Origin of the sequence: Consotaella salsifontis (assembly GCF_900167365.1) — a bacterium.
Classification (GTDB): domain Bacteria; phylum Pseudomonadota; class Alphaproteobacteria; order Rhizobiales; family Rhizobiaceae; genus Consotaella; species Consotaella salsifontis.
The window spans coordinates 183,547-201,224 of the sequence record NZ_FUXL01000006.1 but is presented as its reverse complement, the minus strand read 5'-3'; the positions used below and the strand labels follow the sequence as shown (position 1 = coordinate 201,224).

The 17,678-nt window shown below is 63.7% G+C and carries 19 protein-coding genes, 1 tRNA gene and 1 other RNA gene; 15 read left to right on the top strand and 6 right to left on the bottom strand.

Features of this window, described 5'->3' with window-relative positions; translation table 11 throughout:
- Positions 1-40 precede the first annotated feature (40 nt).
- The 4 genes from B5D38_RS10810 to ssrA all read right to left on the bottom strand — a co-directional run bounded on the left by B5D38_RS10810 (position 41) and on the right by ssrA (position 1,482).
- Positions 41-286 (bottom strand): ribbon-helix-helix domain-containing protein, encoded by a 246-nt coding sequence (locus B5D38_RS10810; RefSeq protein WP_078708428.1) that lies wholly within the window; start codon positions 284-286, stop codon positions 41-43.
- Entirely contained in the window at positions 283-522 is a 240-nt protein-coding gene (locus tag B5D38_RS10805; protein ID WP_078708427.1) for a DUF4169 family protein, read from the bottom strand. The genes B5D38_RS10810 and B5D38_RS10805 overlap by 4 nt, the downstream gene beginning before the upstream one ends.
- Positions 523-525: 3 nt before the next feature.
- Positions 526-1,056, bottom strand: coding sequence for an SspB family protein (locus B5D38_RS10800; protein WP_078708426.1), 531 nt, complete (start codon positions 1,054-1,056; stop codon positions 526-528).
- Between the two features lie 69 nt (positions 1,057-1,125).
- Positions 1,126-1,482, bottom strand: a transfer-messenger RNA (tmRNA) gene (gene ssrA / locus B5D38_RS10795).
- Between the two features lie 177 nt (positions 1,483-1,659).
- On the opposite strand from ssrA, the gene B5D38_RS10790 reads away from it, so the two are divergent.
- From B5D38_RS10790 to B5D38_RS10765, 6 genes are all read left to right on the top strand, one after another.
- The gene (locus B5D38_RS10790) at positions 1,660-2,454 is read left to right on the top strand and encodes a thymidylate synthase (RefSeq protein WP_078708425.1); all 795 of its coding nucleotides are present in this window, start codon (positions 1,660-1,662) and stop codon (positions 2,452-2,454) included.
- Between the two features lie 17 nt (positions 2,455-2,471).
- Positions 2,472-2,984, top strand: coding sequence for a dihydrofolate reductase (locus tag B5D38_RS10785; protein ID WP_078708424.1), 513 nt, complete (start codon positions 2,472-2,474; stop codon positions 2,982-2,984).
- A gap of 266 nt (positions 2,985-3,250) precedes the next feature.
- Entirely contained in the window at positions 3,251-4,396 is a 1,146-nt protein-coding gene (gene hflK / locus B5D38_RS10780) for an FtsH protease activity modulator HflK (protein ID WP_078708423.1), read from the top strand.
- Positions 4,396-5,514, top strand: a complete 1,119-nt coding sequence (gene hflC, locus B5D38_RS10775) for a protease modulator HflC (protein WP_078708422.1) — start codon at positions 4,396-4,398, stop codon at positions 5,512-5,514. The genes hflK and hflC overlap by 1 nt, the downstream gene beginning before the upstream one ends.
- A complete protein-coding gene (locus B5D38_RS10770; protein ID WP_078708421.1) occupies positions 5,511-5,699 on the top strand; it encodes a DUF2065 domain-containing protein in 189 nt (62 codons plus the stop codon). The genes hflC and B5D38_RS10770 overlap by 4 nt, the downstream gene beginning before the upstream one ends.
- 148 nt (positions 5,700-5,847) lie before the next feature.
- Positions 5,848-7,401 (top strand): DegQ family serine endoprotease, encoded by a 1,554-nt coding sequence (locus tag B5D38_RS10765; protein WP_078708420.1) that lies wholly within the window; start codon positions 5,848-5,850, stop codon positions 7,399-7,401.
- Positions 7,402-7,425: 24 nt separating this feature from the next.
- On the opposite strand, the gene serB is transcribed toward B5D38_RS10765, so the two are convergent.
- Positions 7,426-8,307 (bottom strand): phosphoserine phosphatase SerB, encoded by an 882-nt coding sequence (gene serB / locus B5D38_RS10760; RefSeq protein ID WP_078708419.1) that lies wholly within the window; start codon positions 8,305-8,307, stop codon positions 7,426-7,428.
- Here serB and miaA point away from each other — a divergent pair.
- The 3 genes from miaA to B5D38_RS10745 all read left to right on the top strand — a co-directional run bounded on the left by miaA (position 8,306) and on the right by B5D38_RS10745 (position 10,300).
- The gene (gene miaA / locus B5D38_RS10755; RefSeq protein WP_078708418.1) at positions 8,306-9,268 is read left to right on the top strand and encodes a tRNA (adenosine(37)-N6)-dimethylallyltransferase MiaA; all 963 of its coding nucleotides are present in this window, start codon (positions 8,306-8,308) and stop codon (positions 9,266-9,268) included. The two genes, serB and miaA, sit on opposite strands and share 2 nt — an antisense overlap.
- Before the next feature lie 25 nt (positions 9,269-9,293).
- Positions 9,294-10,103 carry a DUF1206 domain-containing protein gene (locus B5D38_RS10750; RefSeq protein WP_078708417.1) on the top strand — a complete coding sequence of 270 codons (810 nt, stop codon included), beginning with the start codon at positions 9,294-9,296 and terminating at the stop codon, positions 10,101-10,103.
- Between the two features lie 123 nt (positions 10,104-10,226).
- Positions 10,227-10,300 (top strand) — tRNA-Cys (locus tag B5D38_RS10745).
- A 181-nt stretch (positions 10,301-10,481) separates the two neighbouring features.
- Here the strand turns inward: B5D38_RS10745 and B5D38_RS10740 are convergent.
- On the bottom strand, positions 10,482-11,696 hold the full coding sequence (locus B5D38_RS10740; RefSeq protein WP_078708416.1) for an ROK family transcriptional regulator: 1,215 nt from the start codon (positions 11,694-11,696) through the stop codon (positions 10,482-10,484).
- Between the two features lie 134 nt (positions 11,697-11,830).
- Between B5D38_RS10740 and B5D38_RS10735 the strand changes: the two genes are divergently transcribed.
- The 6 genes from B5D38_RS10735 to B5D38_RS10710 all read left to right on the top strand — a co-directional run bounded on the left by B5D38_RS10735 (position 11,831) and on the right by B5D38_RS10710 (position 17,478).
- Positions 11,831-12,820, top strand: coding sequence for a TRAP transporter substrate-binding protein (locus tag B5D38_RS10735; RefSeq protein WP_078708415.1), 990 nt, complete (start codon positions 11,831-11,833; stop codon positions 12,818-12,820).
- 100 nt (positions 12,821-12,920) lie between these two features.
- Positions 12,921-14,201, top strand: coding sequence for a TRAP transporter large permease (locus B5D38_RS10730; protein WP_165690835.1), 1,281 nt, complete (start codon positions 12,921-12,923; stop codon positions 14,199-14,201).
- 11 nt (positions 14,202-14,212) lie between these two features.
- Positions 14,213-14,704 carry a TRAP transporter small permease gene (locus B5D38_RS10725; protein WP_078708413.1) on the top strand — a complete coding sequence of 164 codons (492 nt, stop codon included), beginning with the start codon at positions 14,213-14,215 and terminating at the stop codon, positions 14,702-14,704.
- Positions 14,697-15,464, top strand: coding sequence for a sugar isomerase domain-containing protein (locus B5D38_RS10720; protein WP_165690834.1), 768 nt, complete (start codon positions 14,697-14,699; stop codon positions 15,462-15,464). Before B5D38_RS10725 ends, B5D38_RS10720 begins: the two co-directional genes overlap by 8 nt.
- Positions 15,465-15,515: 51 nt before the next feature.
- A complete protein-coding gene (locus B5D38_RS10715; RefSeq protein ID WP_245319119.1) occupies positions 15,516-16,286 on the top strand; it encodes a glucosamine-6-phosphate deaminase in 771 nt (256 codons plus the stop codon).
- Between the two features lie 4 nt (positions 16,287-16,290).
- On the top strand, positions 16,291-17,478 hold the full coding sequence (locus B5D38_RS10710; RefSeq protein WP_131829902.1) for an N-acetylglucosamine-6-phosphate deacetylase: 1,188 nt from the start codon (positions 16,291-16,293) through the stop codon (positions 17,476-17,478).
- Positions 17,479-17,678: the final 200 nt, after the last annotated feature.

The following is a 17,678-nucleotide window of genomic DNA, read 5'->3' as shown; positions in this document are numbered from 1 at the left end:
GATGGAGCCGCGAACGGCGGCGTTGTCTATCAGCCGCTGGTTACGGGAGGGCGGCCGGGCCACTCAGTGTTTCACCGCGATCAGAGAGCGCGTCCTCCAGGACGAACAGGCGGATGGCCGACGAAAGGTTGGTGGTCGGCGGCCGCGCCTTATCGATTTCCGCCACGAGGGCGGCAAGGGGCACGGCGCGCTCTTCCGCCAGACGGCGCAGACGGAGCCAGAAGGCATCCTCGATGCTGATGGAGGTTCTATGGCCCCGAATGGTTACGGAGCGCTTGACGATCATGCCCCGGGCTCGGTCTCGTCTTCGGTGCGATTGCCCATGGTGTCGGTGGAACCGCCGCTGCGTCGCTCAAGGTAATGACCCTCGAGCTGACGGCCAGCGCGTTCACGCTCGTTCTGGGCCTGACTGCGTAGGCCTTTGGGCGTGCCGTGAAGAATGCGGTTCTGTTCGGCCTGCTTTTCGTCGAGAAGTCGGGCAGCTCGTCGGCGGGCTCTCCGAAGATTGACGATCTCGGCCATGACTCAGGATTTCTTGCGGAAGGCGTCTAGCGATACGACGTCGGCCGAGCCCTTTTGCTCCGCCGAGGGATCGGCATCCTGCGGAGCCTTCTCCTTCGAGGCGGGGGGAGGCGTAAGCTCCTCGACAGTCTCGAGTTCCTCGCTCCCGTCACCAACAGACGTATTGGCAGCCTCGACGTCGCGCAGATCGAATTCCAGCTCGAAATTCACCGCGGGATCATAGAATCCGCGAATGGCACTGAAGGGCACCATCAGGCGCTCGGGCACATCGGAGAAGGAGAGGCCGACCTCGAAGCCGTTCTCGTTCACCTTCAAATCCCAATACTGGTGCTGGATCACAATCGTCATCACCTCCGGGTATTTCTCGCGCAGACGCGCGGAGACCCGAACACCGGGCGCACCCGTGAGGAAGGTGATGAAGAAGTGATGGTCACCAGGAAGGCCGGTCTTCGAGACCTCGGATAGAACCTTCCGGATCACGCCACGCAGCGCGTCCTGGGTGAGAATGTCGTAGCGGATGAGATCCTGACCCATGTGCGTCCTGCGGGTACCCTGGTGCTTGTTCCATTCGCCGGTATAGCATCGTGACCGCGGAAAGAAACTGGTGGAGGCTTCTGTTGCCAGGCGCCTCCGAGCCCCGCCTAGAAGTGCGAACCCCTAGGGCTTTGAATTGAAGCTGTCGCGCTGCTTACGCGGCGAGACGGGCTTCCGCATAGTTGTCGTTGGCAACTATTGATTCGGCCCGATAACGGCGGAACCATGCCGAGCGAAAGTTCGATCTTTACGCCCTCGTCGATCCTATTTCGCCCCCGCCTGAGCCCATCCACGATGGGTTCAGGTGGAGGCGCCGGGTACCGCCCCCGGGTCCGAAAGGTTTATTTCATCGACCGTTTATCGCCATAGCCGATCGGATGACCGGCACGGTCGAATATAAGGACTCCTTGCCCGCCTGAAAAGGTGCAAGGAGCGTATAGAGTTATCGAATTGCGTTTCGCTCGCCGATGCCTGTTAAGAATCCTCGGTGGCGGCGGTGTCCTGACTCGACTTGGTGGCCTCGATCAGGAATCTAGTCGGCGAGTGCACAGAGGGCTCTTCGGTTGGAAGGCCGCTCTGCATGGGAACCGGCAGGAGTCCCCGATGAGGCAATATCTCGACCTTCTTTCGCATGTCCTCGACAGCGGCATCGATCGGGGCGACCGCACCGGAACGGGAACGCGCTCCGTCTTCGGTCATCAAATGCGCTTCGATCTCGCCGAGGGATTCCCCTTGGTGACGACCAAGAAGCTCCACATGCGTTCGATCGTTCATGAGCTTCTATGGTTCCTGAAAGGCGAGACCAACATCGCCTATCTCAAGGAGAACGGTGTCTCCATTTGGGACGAATGGGCGGACGAGAATGGCGATCTCGGCCCGGTCTACGGAGCGCAGTGGCGCTCCTGGCCGGATTACGACGGCGGGCATATCGACCAGATCGCCAGGGTCGTCGCCGATATCCGCACCAATCCCACTTCGCGCCGGCTGATTGTTTCGGCGTGGAATCCGGCCTTGGTGGACCAAATGGCGCTGCCGCCATGCCACTGCCTCTTCCAATTCTATGTTGCGGACGGTCGGCTGTCCTGCCAGCTCTACCAGCGCTCGGCCGACATATTCCTTGGCGTGCCGTTCAACATCGCCTCCTACGCCCTGCTCACCATGATGGTTGCGCAGGTGACGGACCTCGCTCCAGGCGACTTCGTCCACACGCTCGGCGACGCCCACATCTACGCCAACCATTTCGAACAGGCGCGGTTACAGCTGTCGCGTGAGCCACGGCCCTTGCCCCGGCTCACACTCAACCCCGAGGTCCGCGACCTCTTCGCCTTTCGCTTCGAGGACATCGCCATCGAGGGGTATGATCCCCACCCGCACATCAAGGCGCCGGTGGCGGTTTGAGCGGGGAGAGCAGCGGTATGAGCGAGCCTAGGATCGTCGCCGTGGTCGCAATGGCCGAGAACGGCATCATCGGTCGGCAGGGGGCAATGCCCTGGCGCCTGCCGACGGACCTCAAGCGCTATCGCCGATTGACCATGGGAAAACCCATGATCATGGGGCGCAAGACCCTCGAATCGATCGGGCGTATCCTTGATGGACGTGACACGATCGTGCTGTCGCACCAAGCGGCACTTCCCGTCGCAGGGGCTCATTTGGCCGCTTCGCCTAACGATGCGTTGACGCTGGCGCGCGATTTGGCATCTGGGCGCGGCTCTGACGAGATTGTTATCGCGGGCGGCGGCGAAATCTATCGGCTCTTTCTCGATCGCACCGAACGACTCTACGTCACACTTGTCGCCGCAACGCCAGAGGGCGACGCCAGATTTCCTGACATCGACGAAGGCATCTGGCTGAAAGTTCAAGACGAAACGGTCCCCGCAACCGAGAAGGATTCTGCGGCGATGCGGTTTCTAGTCTTCGACCGGCGGTGAGAATGGCTTCGACAGCCTGCCTTGGCCGCCGGAGAGTCTTTACCAGCACCGTACGAAAAGCCGCCCGCGCTCGTTGAAAGGGGCTGGCGCAGTTACTATTAGAAGCCTCAGGGAAGACGAGAGGGGCGGCACGACAGGCCGAGCACGGCCGGCGCGACCGGAAGAGCTCATCCAGCGCAAACCTTTCTACTTCGTCACGGCATTGGCGTGTCGCGGCTGCGAAGCAGCCGAGGCGTGTGGTGCATCAGGCTTGTAAGAGGACATAAATGCCCTGGAGCAATCAGACCGGAGGCGGCTGGCAAGGAGGCGGCGGAGGGCCATGGGGCCAGGGGCCGCAAGGCCCGCGCCCCGGCAATGGCAACTCACCCGATCTCGAGGAGATTTTGCGCCGGGGACAGGACAGACTGCGCCGCGCCATGCCGGGCGGCAGCGGCGGTGGTGGTAACGCGACCGGCGCGGCGCTGGTCGGCGCGCTCGCCGTTGCGGCGCTCGCCGTGGTCTGGGTATTCAACTCGGTTTACACCGTCCAGCCGGACGAGGTCGGCGTCGAGATGCTCTTCGGCAAGCCGAAGGACGAATTGTCTCAGCCGGGGCTTCACTTCGTTTTTTGGCCGATCGAGACGGTGGATACGGTGCCGACCGTGGAAAGCCAGATCGCCATCGGCAACAGCCAGACGCGCGACAGCAGCGGACTGATGCTCTCCGGCGACCAGAACATCGTCGATGTTCAGTTCTCCGTCCTCTATCAGGTCGATAATCCGCGCAACTATCTCTTCAACGTGCTCGACCCTGCCGGCATGCTCCAGCAGGTGGCGGAGAGCGCGATGCGTGAGGTCGTTGGCCGGCGCCCCGTCCAGGACGTCTTCCGCGACGACCGTGCCGGTATCGCCGAGGAGGTGCGCGCCATCGTGCAGGACACGCTCAACGAATACGGGGCCGGACTGCGGGTAAACGCGATCGCCATCGAGGACGCGGCCCCGCCGCGCGAGGTGGCCGATGCCTTCGACGAGGTGCAGCGCGCCGAGCAGGACGAGGACCGTTTCGTCGAGGAGGCCAACCGCTATCAGAACGAGCAGCTCGGCCAGGCGCGCGGCGAAGCCGCGAAGGTTCGCGAGCAGGCGGCGGGCTATAAGGCTCGCGTCGTGCAGGAGGCCGAGGGTGAGGCGCAGCGCTTCATTTCGGTTCTGAACGAGTACGACAAGGCGCCGGATGTTACGAAGAAGCGTCTCTTCCTGGAGACGATGGAAGGCGTTCTCAGCCACTCCGACAAGGTCATCATCGAGCCGACGGCGGAGGGCGGCCAAGGCGTCGTGCCATATCTGCCGCTCGATGAACTGGCGAAGCGCCGCAATACCCAGCCGGCGACCTCGCAGAGCGGCAACGGCACGACCGCGACCCAGGGGGGCAACTGATGACCAACCGCTTCTATGCCGGCCTCATCGTCGTCGCCGCGGCCCTCCTGCTGTTCTGGAATTCGCTCTTCATCGTCAACGAGAAAGAGCAGGCCATCGTTCTTCGCTTCGGCGAAATCCGCCGGGTGGTCAAAGAGCCGGGGCTCTACTTCAAGATGCCCTTCGGCTTTGCCGGCGCGGACCGCGTCCAGGTGCTTCCCGACCGACTGCTTCGCTTTGATCTGGACGATATCCGCGTTCAGGTTTCGGGCGGCAAGTTCTACGAGGTCGATGCCTTCCTGGTCTACAAGATCGAGGATGCGGCAAGATTCCGTCAGGCTGTCTCCGGTTCGATTCCTCAGGCGGAACAGCGTCTGCGGACCCGTCTCGACTCCGCTCTGCGCCGCACCTATGGCCTGCGTGGCTTCGAGGCCGCCCTCTCGGCGGAACGTGGCGACATGATGCGCGAAGTGCGCGATCAGCTTCGCCCGGATGCCGCCTCGCTTGGTATCGCGCTGGAGGATGTCCGCATCCGCCGCACGGATCTGACGCGCGAGGTTTCGCAGCAGACCTATCAGCGCATGCAGGCCGAGCGTCTCGCGGAGGCGGAGCGTCTGAGGGCGCGGGGCCGCGAAGCCGGTGCGCGCATTCGCGCCGCGGCGGACCGCCAGGTGGTCGAAACCATCGCAAGCGCGCAGCGCGAGGCGGAAATCCTGCGCGGTGAGGGCGAAGGCCAGCGCGCGGCCGTTTTCGCCAAAGCCTTTGCGCAGAACCCCGAGTTCTTCGACTTCTATCGCTCGATGGAGGCCTACAGAAACGCGCTCGCGGGCAACGGCACGACGATGGTGCTTTCGCCGGACTCCGAGTTCTTCCGCTATTTCCGCTCGCCGGGTGAGCCTGGCGGGGCGGTGGGTGGATCCTCGGCGGCTCCCGCGCGGTCGTCTCAGGCGACGTCCTCGGGTGAAGCTGCCGCTGCCCCGACACAGGATGGCGCGCCGGCCCCGGCGGGTGCCGAATCCGGTGCTTCGGAACCGGCACCGGCGACACCCGAGGCAGATGTCGCGCCCGCGACGCCAAGTGGCGCGCCGTCTGCTCCGACCGAGGCTGAGCCCGCTGGTCAGGCTCCGGCCGCCCAGTGAGCGACTTCTTCGTCGCCATCGGGCTCGTTCTGGTAATCGAGGGCGTTCTCTACGCCCTCCTTCCCGAAGCGATCCGCAAGATGGGGCGAAGCATTCAGGACGTTCCGGAGGCGCATCTGCGCTGGGGCGGTCTCTTCGCCGCCCTTCTGGGTGTTGCGCTGGTCTGGCTGATCCGCCACGCCTGATCCGAATTCCCTCGCGGCTGTATCCCGGCCGCGAGGCTCCGTCCCCTTGATTCGGGCGCTTTTATCGGCTTGCGTCGAATCGAGCTGGCCGACATCTGTCGGAAAACGCCGATGGCATGCTGCTCTTGTCGATCGAGAGGACGCTTAGATGACCGGACCCTTCCGCCGCACCCGCCTGATCGCCATGGCGACCGTTGTCGGGTTTTCCGCCGCCGGCGCGATATCCGCCGCCGCCCAGGTTCCGGGAGCGATGAGCCCCGCGCCGGCAAGTCCGGCGGCGCCCGCCCTCACGCCGGCTCCTTCCTCCTCGATGCAGCGCGGTCCCGCCTCGGTCGCGGACGTGGCCGAAGGGCTGATGGATGCCGTCGTGAATATCTCGACGTCGCAGCGGGTGGATAACCCCAATCCCGGCATCGCCCCGCCGGATGCGCCGGACGGCTCTCCGCTACAAGATTTCTTCGATGACCTGATGCGCGACAATGACGGCTCGCGAAAGGTGCAGTCGCTGGGCTCGGGCTTCATCATCGATCCCGACGGCTACATCGTCACCAGCAACCATGTCGTCGCCGATGCGGACGAGATTGCGGTCAACCTGACCGATGGTAGCCAGCTCGACGCGAAAGTGGTGGGCACGGACGAGAAGACCGATCTCGCTCTCCTGAAAGTCGAGCCAAAGAAGCCGCTCACGGCTCTCCACTTTGGCGATTCGGAAAGGCTGCGGATCGGCGATTGGGTGATGGCGATCGGCAACCCCTTCGGCCTCGGCGGGTCCGTTTCGGTCGGCATCGTCTCCGCCCGGGGACGAAATATTAACGCCGGGCCTTACGACAATTTCATCCAGACGGACGCGGCGATCAACCGCGGCAATTCCGGCGGCCCGCTGTTCAACATGAACGGCGACGTGATCGGCGTGAACACCGCGATCATCTCGCCCTCCGGCGGTTCGATCGGCATCGGCTTCGCCATTCCCTCCTCGCTCGTGGCCAATGTCATCGGCCAGTTGCGCGAGTTCGGCGAGACGCGGCGCGGCTGGCTCGGCATCCGCCTTCAGGAGGTGACGCCCGAGATCGCGGAAGGCCTCGGCCTCGATCAGGCCAAAGGCGCGCTGGTGATGGGCGTCGTGCCAGGAGGGCCTTCCGACAACGGTAAGTTCGAGGTTGGCGACATCATCGTGTCGTTCGACGGCAAGACAGTCGAGAGTTCTCATGACCTGCCGCGTATGGTCGCGGAGACCAAGGTGGGCAAGGCGGTCGAGGTCGGCGTGATCCGCAAGGCATCGCGCGAGACTGCGGCTGAGCAGCGTACCGTCGAGGTGACGCTGGGGCGGCTTGAGGACGGCGAGAAGATGATCACGGCCAAGGATGGGGCCGGGGACTCGGGCGCCAGCAATGGCGACGCTACGACCGGCGAGGTTCTCGGCCTTAGCATTTCCGACATCGACAAGGAGAAGCGCGAACTCTTCGATCTTTCGGAGGATCTGGCTGGTGTGGTCATCACGGCGGTCGATGCCGGGTCGACCGCTGCCGAAAAGGGTATCGTTCCTGGCAGCGTCATCAAGGAAGTGGCACAGGAAGCGGTAACGAGCGCGGAGGAGGTCCGTGAAAAAATCGCGGCGCTGCGTTCTCAAGGGCGCAAGAACGCGCTGATGCTGATCGCCTCCAACACCGGCGACCTTCGCTTCATCGTACTGCCGCTGGAGTAGGAGCGCCTGTGACCGCGCGGCGGGTCAGCCGACGAAGTCGGACCGGGGATAGCCCTGGATGAAGAGCAGCGCCGTCAGGTCGCCGTGATCGATCCGATGCGGCGCGGCTGCGGCGACGGCTGGCTTGGCATGCAGCGCGACGCCCATTCCGGCGGCCTGAATCATGGCGAGATCATTGGCGCCGTCGCCAACCACCACGGCGTCCTCAACCGAGCCGCCGAGCTTCTGCGCGATGTCGTGAAGCGCGGCGAGCTTTGCGTCCCGGCCGAGAATGGGCTCTTCCACGCGTCCTGCGAGCTTGCCGTCTTCGACGATGAGCCGATTGGCGCGATCCTCGTGAAAGCCGAGCATGGCTGCAATCTTGGCCGTGAAGGTGGTGAAGCCACCGGAAATGAGGGCCGTGTGTGCGCCGTGCGCGCGCATGGTTGCGACCAGCTCCCTCCCGCCGGGGGCGAGGGTAATGCGCTTCCTGATAACCTCGGCGATGACCGCCTCCGGGAGACCTCGCAGCAGGGCGACGCGATCGCGCAACGCCGGCTCGAAGGCGATTTCACCGTTCATGGCGCGGGCGGTGATGGCGGCGACCTTCTCCTTGATGCCGATCTCGGCGGCGAGCTCATCGATACATTCCTGTCCGATCATGGTGGAATCCATGTCGGCGAGAAGAATCCGCTTGCGCCGGCCCTCGACCTTTTGCACCACGCAGTCGAGCGCGGAGGCATCGGCAAGGGCGCGAACCTCGGCGAGGGCTTCGTCCGAGGGTTCGGTGTCTGGGAGAAAATCAGCGGCGACCTCGGGCTCCAGCCAGATCGGCGAGGCCCCGCCCAGGCAATGAGCGACCTTGTCGGCAACGGACCCGCTCAGGCCGGCGCGTGAACGTTCGGAGATCAGCGTGACCACGACCATGACGGGGATAAGCTCTTTGCTGCGGGGAAAAGACGCAATCCTGATAGCGGGGCCGACCGCCAGCGGCAAGTCGCCCCTCGCCGTCGAGTTGGCCAGCCTCGTCGGCGGCGTCGTCGTCAACGCGGATTCGATGCAGGTTTATGGCGGACTGCGGATCGTCACGGCGCGGCCGAACCCGGTGGAGGAGGCGAGGGCGCCGCATCGGCTCTACGGCCACATTGCGCCAGAAAGCCCCTATTCGGTCGGCGCCTGGCTGCGCGAGGCAACCCAGGCGGTCGAGGAGATCAGAGCCGAGGGGCGCGTTCCGATATTCTGCGGCGGCACGGGCCTTTACTTTCGCGCACTGCTCGGCGGGCTCGATGCCATGCCGGCTATTCCGGCGGAAGTTCGCGGGAGGATGAGAGCCATTTTCGCCGCCGAAGGCGCCGACGCGCTTCACGCCCGGCTCTCTTCCCTCGACAAGGAAGGAGCCTCACGGCTGTCGCCCGGTGACAGCCAGCGTGTCCTGAGAGCGTTGGAGGTGGTCGAGGCGACAGGAAAGCCGATCTCGGCCTTTCAGTCGGGCAAAGGGCAGGCGCTCCTGGATGCTGAGAAGACACTGAAGGTGGTTCTAACGCCGGAGCGCGCTGTACTTCGCGAGCGCATCGCTGCGCGTTTCGACATCATGCTCGAAGAAGGAGCCGTCGAGGAAGTGGCCGCCTTTCGCGTGGCCTATCCGGCCGCTCTCGGCGGCACAGCCAGAAAGGCGATCGGCGTCGAGGAACTGGGACGTTATCTCGACGGTCTCGGGACGCTTGCCGAGGCTCGCCAGCGCGCGGTTGATCGAACGCGCCAATATGCGAAGCGCCAGGAAACATGGTTCCGCCACCAGTTCGACGGAAATTGGCTGAGGGTTTCCGGGCGCGATTCGCTCTTCGCCCAACTGACAGAGTTCGGAACCTCAAAGCTCACGAACGGTTGATCGACACCACTTGAAGAGGTGAACGATGAGCCAGAGAGAGATCGTGCGTTCGGGGGCGGATGTCGTGGAGGTCTTGGCCCGCGGCGGATATGGCGCGCGAGGGCTCGTCTTTCTCATCATCGGCGGCTTTGCCTTCAGGGCGGCTTACGCAAGCGGCCGGGCGATGGACTCCAAGGATGCCCTGCAGGAAATCTTCGGCTCTCCCTTCGGAACGATCACGCTGGCGGTTCTTGCCGTCGCTTTGACCGCTTTCGTCATCTGGCGCATCGCCCAAAGCCTGTTCGATGCCGATCATCATGGGACAGACGTCAAGGCGTTGGCGATCCGGGCGGGGCTGTTCGCCAGCGCCGTCACCTACGGAGCGCTCGCGCTGTGGACAGTGAAGCACGTTATCGGGCTTGCTTCATCGTCGGACGGCGGCTCCTCCGAAGGGTTCATCACCAAGGCCTACGAGGCCGGATTCGGACAGGCTGCGACCTATCTCGCCGGGGCCGTGGTGGCCTGCGTCGGCCTCGCGATCATCGTGAAAGGCATCAAAGCGGGCTTCCTCAAGTACATGTCGCTGCCCAACGCGCATTCCTCCTGGATCGTCCCGATCTGCAGGATCGGGCTCATTGCGCGAGGAATCACGTTTCTCGTTATCGCTTTCCTGTTTGTCAGGGGAGCTGCCTCCTATTCCAGCGGCGAAACGCCGGGTCTCAGCGCCGCGCTGGAAGCAATCGCCTCTTGGCCCTTTGGCTGGGCGCTTCTTTCGGCCATGGGGCTCGGACTCATCGCGTTCGGTATCTATGGCATCGTCGAAGCCTTCTTCCGCCGGGTCGAGCTGGACGACTAACGTCGGCTTCGGAGGCTTGCGGGCTGATGCGGCTTGCGCGAATCCGCCGCGAACGTTTTTCACAATGCCGTCGCAAGCCCCCTTGCGAAACGCCATACGTGCCAGTAGGTAGGGCGCCGTTGGGGCCTCGTGGCGGAGTGGTTACGCAGAGGACTGCAAATCCTTGTACGGGGGTTCGATTCCCTCCGAGGCCTCCATCCGATTTTTCAGCTGTTATTTCAAAGCGTTGGCCGGTGAATTTCATGCACCGGACGGCATCTTTGTGTTCAGCACATCAGCTTGTTGGCAGGCCTCCGAGATCGGGCGCTCATCGACCGCCAACGTCTCGGGTGCTCCTGGCGTCGTTGCGAGTTTTCGTTCACCCGCTCTTGCCTCAACTTACTGCTTCGACGCAGCCGTAGAGTCGTGGGCGGAGAGCAGGCGGCCAAGTTCGGCGCGCAGCAAGGGCAACGCCGTGCCGACGATCTCGTCGTCGACGCCCGGTCGTGCCGCACGCAATGTCACGCGCCCCTTGGCGTAAGGCGGGATATTGCCGTGAAAGTCGGCTTCAAGGCGCGTCATGATGGATGGCTGCTGGACGAAAGGGCCCGTCAGCACGATCCGGTCGGGGAAGAAGACCATATAGAGGTTCCGAAGCGCCCGGCAGAACACATCCAGGGCGCCCCGCAGTTCCCGCATCTCACAGGGGTCGATCTTCCGCAGGAAGGTTTCGAATTCCCATTCTTCCGACGGGACCTCCGGGTGCTCCTTCTGAAGACGCGGCAGCAGCGCCCAGAGCGCCGCCTCGGTTTCGAGGCAACCGGCCTGTCCGCAGAGACAATGGTCCCCGTGGGGCACGACGGTCCAATGGCCGAACTCGCCGAGCCCACCGATCGATGATTCGAGAATGCGTCCGTTCTGCGCGAACACGGAGCCGATACCGTAGCCCCAATGGACGAACAGCACGCTTTGCGTCCGCTCGTCCTGGCGCCGCTGAAGCCGGGCGCGCAGCTCGACGTTGAGATTGCGCTCGATCCGCACCGGGATTTTCAGCCGTCTTTCCAGATCGGCAAAATCGACGCCCGCCATGCGCGGCCAACGCGCGGCATAGATCCAGCGGCGCGCCGTCCGGTCAACGATTCCTGGGATGGATATCCCGAGCGCGGGAATGCGGGCGTGCTCCGGCTTGCTTGCGACCAGTGCCACGGCCACGCGGGCGAAGGCATCGAGAAGCGTCTCGTTGTCTGCCTCATCAGCGCTGAGGCGGGTTTCCGTCGCCGCCAACCGATTGCCTGCGATATCCACCAGGACGCCTCGAATGCGATCGGACACCATGAACAGCACGGGGATCGCCACCCTGTCGGAAACGACCTCCAACGGAATCTCCGGGCGGCCCTTCCGTGTCGACGCGGCAACGTTTCCTTCTGCGATAAGCCCATCCGCGATCATTTCACTGATCAACTGGGACACCGTCGAAGGGCGAATGCCCAGGCCGCTCGCCAGGCGCTTGCGCGTCGTCGAGCCCTTGGCGAGTTCATAAAAGAGCTGAGCCTTCGCCCGGTCCGCTGGCCGGGTCTGCCCCTCGGCCGGGATGTCCTCAAGGAGAACCAGCATTCCATTCTTCCCATGCCGTTCGTCGACGGCCTCTCATATCCTGCACATTGAAAAGCCAGAAGCGCCTGGACATTTAATAACACGCCGTGTTAGTAAATAGATGCGGCAGAGGATGGCCGTAATAGGAGGTCGGCATGATGAAGATTAGCGTACCCATTCTGAGTCTGGCACTGCTGATCGGGGGCGCTGGGCTCTCCGACGCCGTGGCGCAAGTCATCCGTCTTGGCCACATCCGGAACACGGATCATCCGACCCATTTGGCCGCGCTGGAGTTCGCCAAGCTAGTGGAGGCCGAATCAGGCGGCAAGTTTACGGTGCAGGTCTATCCCAACAGCGTGCTCGGCGGGCCTAAGGAGATGTTCGTTCAGATGCAGACCGGCGACCTTCAGATGGTCTATGGCGGCATCAACACCTTTGCCTGGATTGATGGAGGCGAGCCCTTCGAGGTCACGGCGCTGCCGTTCCTCTTCCGCGACTACGAGCATATGAAGGCGGCGCTCGATGCGGACTTTTTCAAGCCGATCATCGAGAAGGCGGAAGAGGAGACGGGCATCAAGATCGTCGCCATCAACGGCGACACGACGCCCCGTGGTCTGACGACGACGGACCGGCCGGTCCGCAAGGCGGAGGATTTCAAGGGCTTGAAGATCAGGACCGCGTCGAGCCCGACGGTGCTGAAGGCCATGACGACGCTGGGCGCGCTGCCCCAGCAGGTGCCGTTTTCCGAGCTCTACATGGCGCTGCGCACGGGCGTCGTCGATGCTCAGGAGAACGGGGCGATGGTCGTTGACTCGAGCAGCCTCTACGAGGTCCAGAAGTACTACATCAAGACGGACTACATCCGCGATATCGAGACCTTCTACGCCGGCCAGGACTTCTGGGATGAGCTTTCCCCGGACGATCAGAAGATGATCCGCTCGGCCGCCGACAAGGCCGGCGAATATGAGACCAAGCTTCTGCACGAGCAGATGTCGCAGGTCTACGACAAGCTCGGCAAGTCGATGACGGTGATCACGGATCCCGATCTGAACGACATACGCGATGCGCTGGCGGGAGCCTTCGACGAGTTCGAGGGCAAGCTCTGGCCGAAGGGCCTGGTCGAAGAGATCAAGGCGGTTCAGTAGGCGCGGTCGCGCTCCAAAGAAATCGGATGAGATCGTATCAGGGGAGCGTTCGTGGCGGAGCCCGGCCCCGGACGATCCGGCCGACATCGGCAGGTGCTCCGTGATCATTGTCCTTTTCCTGATCCTCTTCGTCCTCATCGGCTTCGGCATGAGCATTTGGCTCGCCATGGGGATCAGCGGGGTTCTCTACATCCTGATCCAGGGTGACATTTCCCTTAGGATTGTCGCCTCCACCATGGTCGGCGGTGTCGATTCGTCGACGCTCGTTGCGATCCCGTTCTTCATTCTCGCCGGCGAGCTCATGAACAGAGCCGGCATGACGGCCAAGCTCACGGCGCTCGTCGACTACTTCGTCGGGCGGCTGCGAGGCGGGCTCGCCTATGTCGCGGTGGTGGTCAACGTGATTGTGGCCGGCGTTTCCGGCTCGGCCGTCGCAGACGCCAGCGCCGTGAGTTCCGTGCTGCTCCCGGCCATGCGCGAGAGGGGCTACGACAAGCCGTTTTCTGCTGCCGTCAACGGTGCGGCAGCGGTGATTGGGCCGATCATCCCGCCCAGCATCCCAATGATCTTCATCGGCGTCATCAGCGGGATCTCCATCGGCCGCCTGTTCGTCGGCGGCGTGATTCCCGGCTTGCTCATGGCCGTCTCTCTTCTGCTTCTGATCGGCATCGTCAGCCGCCGCCGGAACTATCCCGTCGTGCGCAGCGAAATCGGCTGGTCGACGCTGAAGCCGCTCTTGCGGGATTCGATCTTCGCGCTGGTGGCACCGCTGATCATCCTGTCCGGCGTCATCTTCGGCGTGGTGACGCTGGTCGAGGTGTCGGTTCTGGCGATCGCCTACATCCTTTTGATCTCGCTGTTCATCTACCGCTCGATCCGGCTTCGCGACCTCTTGGGCATCTTCACCCATTCGGCGGTGTTCTCGTCCTCGATCATGATCGTCTTCGCCGTCGTCGGTCTCTATCAGTATATCGTCGCCTATGAGCAGCTCGGGCAGAAGCTGGCCGATCTATTGGCGGCCTGGGAGCTGAACCGGTTCTGGTTCCTGCTGTTGGTCAACGTGTTCTTCCTGATCATGGGGTGCATCCTCGATGCCATCCCGGTGATGCTGATCTTTTTTCCCGTGCTTCTGCCGGTGGCCGTTCAGCTCGGGATCGACCCAACCCACTTCGGCGTCATCGTGGTGATGAACCTGATGATCGGGCTGCTGACGCCGCCGATCGGGGTGCTTCTCTTCCTCGAGGCGAAGATCGCGGAGATGCCGTTCGGCGAACTGGTCCGCGCCATCTGGCCGTTCACCGCCATGCTGCTCGGCGTTCTCATTCTCTGCACCTATGTGCCGGCGCTGGTGACTTGGCTGCCGGACCTGATCTTCGGGTGAGGGAGGGTTTCATGAAAGCCATGCTCGACATCGCCTATCGCGGGATCGAAGTCCTCGTCGGCGTCATCTTCACTGTCATCTTCATGCTCTTCGTTATCCAGATCGGGCTTCGCTACTTTGTTGGCACAACCTGGCTATGGGCGCCGGACCTCGTGCGGCTGCTCTTCGTCTGGGGCGTGTTCCTCGGAACGGCGGTGCTGTTTCACCTCCGCGCGCATCTGACGATGGACTATTTCGTGGCCGGGCTGTCGCCGGCACCCCGGCGCTGGCTCGACATCGCACTCGACATCGCGGCCGCCGCCTTCTTCGTGCTCCTTGTCGTCAAGGGCTGGGAGATCGCCGACAAGCGGATGCGCGTTCCCTTCGACACCTGGGACTTCCCGACCGGCTACGCCTATGCGGCGGCGCCCGCCTGTGGTGCGCTCATGCTGGTCTCCGCCGTGGAGCGGATCGTTTCCGCTTTCCTCCGGCCCGAGCTTCAAAAGGACATATCCAATGACTGAGAACGCAGAATTCCGGACGTACAAGAACCGGATCTCTGGCCTGATGGATGAAATCCTCGAGGGCGCGGACGCCATCGAGGCGGCGGCCGAAGCCGTGGCCGACGCGATCCGCCGAGACCAGCTGATCCACGTCATCGGGCCGGGCGGCCATTCCAGCATGGCGGCGGAGGAGGTGCTCTGGCGCGCTGGCGGTCTGGCTCCGATCAACGCGATCCTCGACGCCGGCTTCAACCTCATCCACGGCGCCAAGCGCTCCAACATCATCGAGCGGACGCCGGGCTATGCGGCGAAGGTTCTCGATTCCTATCGCGTCGGCCGGACCCCCGGCGAGATCATCGTCATCGTGAACGCCTACGGCGTCAATTCGATGTGTATCGACGTGGCGTTGGAAGCCCGCGCGCGCGGCATGGCATCCATCGGGATCACCTCGCACTCCTTTGCCGACAGCTTGCCTGCGGATCATCCGGCGCGCCATCCTTCCGGCAAGGTGCTTTATCGCGAGGTCGACCACTTCCTCGACTGCCGTTTGCCGCTGGGCGATGCCGTCATGGAAATCGACGGGGTTGCGGAGAAGACCGGGCCAACCTCCACCTTCTGCAATGCGTTCACGATCAATCTTCTGATGATCGAGACGGTGAAGCGGTTGGCTGCCACGGGCATGACGCCGCCTCTTTGGCGCAGCGCCAACATGCCGGGCGGAGACGAGGCCAACAGGGCGCTCGAGGAAAAGTTCATTCCCCGCGTCCGGCACTTGGCCTGACGCGGTCGGCTCCACCGGCCTTCCAGAACATTGTGATCAGAGAGAACAGTCTTGGACATCTCCATTCTATCGTCCCGGCGCGAGATGGGAGTGGCGGCCGCGTCGGCCGGAGCCGCACGCATCCGTGAAGCCCTGAAGCAACAAGGCGCCGCGACCATCGTGCTTGCCACCGGCACCAGCCAATTCGAGATGCTCGAGGCGTTGGTCGCCGCGCCGGACATCGACTGGCAGCGCGTGACCTGCTTCCACCTCGACGAATATATCGGCCTGCCGGTCAGCCATGGCGCCTCGTTCCGGCGATTTCTCAAGGAGCGTTTTGCCGAACGCGTACCGGGCGGTCCGGCGGCCTTCCATTACATCGACGGCGAGGCCTCCGACCCCGATGCAGAGGCGGCGCGGCTGGACCGTCTGATCGGAAGCGCGAGCGTCGACGTCGCCTTCATCGGCATCGGTGAGAACGGGCATCTGGCCTTCAACGATCCGCCGGCCGATTTTGAAACCGACAAGCCTTATCTGGTGGTCACGCTCGACCAGGCCTGCCGCCGTCAGCAGATGGGGGAAGGCTGGTTTCCAACCCTCGACGACGTGCCCACTCAGGCGATCTCGATGAGCGTTCGGCGCATCCTCGCGGCGCGCAAGCTGATCGTGACGGTGCCCGATGCGCGCAAGGCCGATGCCGTCGCCAAGGCGCTGGAGGGACCGCTGACCAACGCGGTCCCGGCCTCGATCCTGCGCACTCATCCCGATTGCGGAATGTTCCTCGACGAGGATGCCGCGTCTCTGCTGAAAGCTCGTTCGGCGGATGTGCGCGGGCGGGAGTGACATCATGAAGCTAGAGCGCAGAGACGATCAGCCGCGCGCCCTGACCGTGATGGCGGGCAAGAGGCTCGGCTCCTTCGAGTTCCTCACGGACGGGGCAGGGCGCGTCCTGAAGCGGCGACCAACTTCTGTTCCGGCGGAGCACGATGCCATCCGCACGCTTGGTCTCGTCGATATCCAGGTGAACGGCTTTGGCGGCGTCGATTTCAACAGCGAGACGCTCACGCCCGACGATGTGGACGCCGCTCTGATGGCTATGCTCGCCCATGGCGCGACACAATGCCTACCGACGATCATCACCAGCTCTGTCGACGTCATGTCGCGGCGCCTTCGCGCTCTCGATGCGGCCGTCGCGGCTTCGCGTCTGGGGCCATGGATGGTCCGGGGCTATCACGTCGAAGGTCCGTTTCTTTCGCCGGAGGAGGGCTATGCCGGCTGCCACCCAAAGGACCAGATGCGCGCGGGTGACGCGGGCGTGCTGGATCGCTTGGCCGATGGGCTGGTCCGTCCGATCCGCATTCTGACGGTGGCGCCGGAGCGCGAGGGCGTGCTGGAACTCATTCCGCAGGCGGCGAGGCGTGGCATCTCGGTGGCGCTCGGCCATACCAACGCGGGGCGCGAGGTGGTCGAGGCTGCGGTCGCGGCGGGTGCGCGCATGTCCACCCATCTCGGCAACGGCATCGCTCACCTTCTTCCGAAGAACGACAATCCGCTCTTCGCTCAGCTGGGAGAGGACCACCTCTTCGCCAGTTTCATCGCAGACGGCATCCATATCCCTCCCTACATGGCGCGCCTTTATCTGAGAGCCAAAGGAGCGGAGCGGTCGGTCCTGGTGACGGACGCGACGGCGGGCGCCGCCGCCGAACCCGGCATCTACACGCTTGGTGACGTCGAGATCGAGCGTTGCGCGGACGGTGTCGTGCGCGAGCCCGGATCGCCTTATCTCGGCGGCTCCTCCGCAACGATGGAACAGGTCGTCCGGAACGTGATTAACTGGCTCGACCTGACGCTCTCGGAGGCGGTCGACCTCGCACGGCTCAACCCGCTGGCGGCTCTCGATATGCCTGCGGTGCCCGACGTCGGGCACGCGCTCGAATTCGTGGAGTGGGCTTTGCGGCCGGATGGTCCGCATGTCGTCGCTGCCGGGGTTGGCCCTTGGAACCTCATCGTCGATGAGGGGCAGGATCTGATCTGACCGGTGCTATGCGGGCAGGGGGCGCTACTCCCATGTCTCGTGGCGCCGGGGGCCCGTTGCAACCCGCGCCGGCGCCATGGTGCGCCTATTCTGGCGTCTGATGCGGCTGCTCATCGAACCCGACCTTGAGCGTCGGCGGGGCGAGCTTGCACACAGACGTAACGGCGACTAAGGAACGAGCGGTGTTCATCGCGAAAATC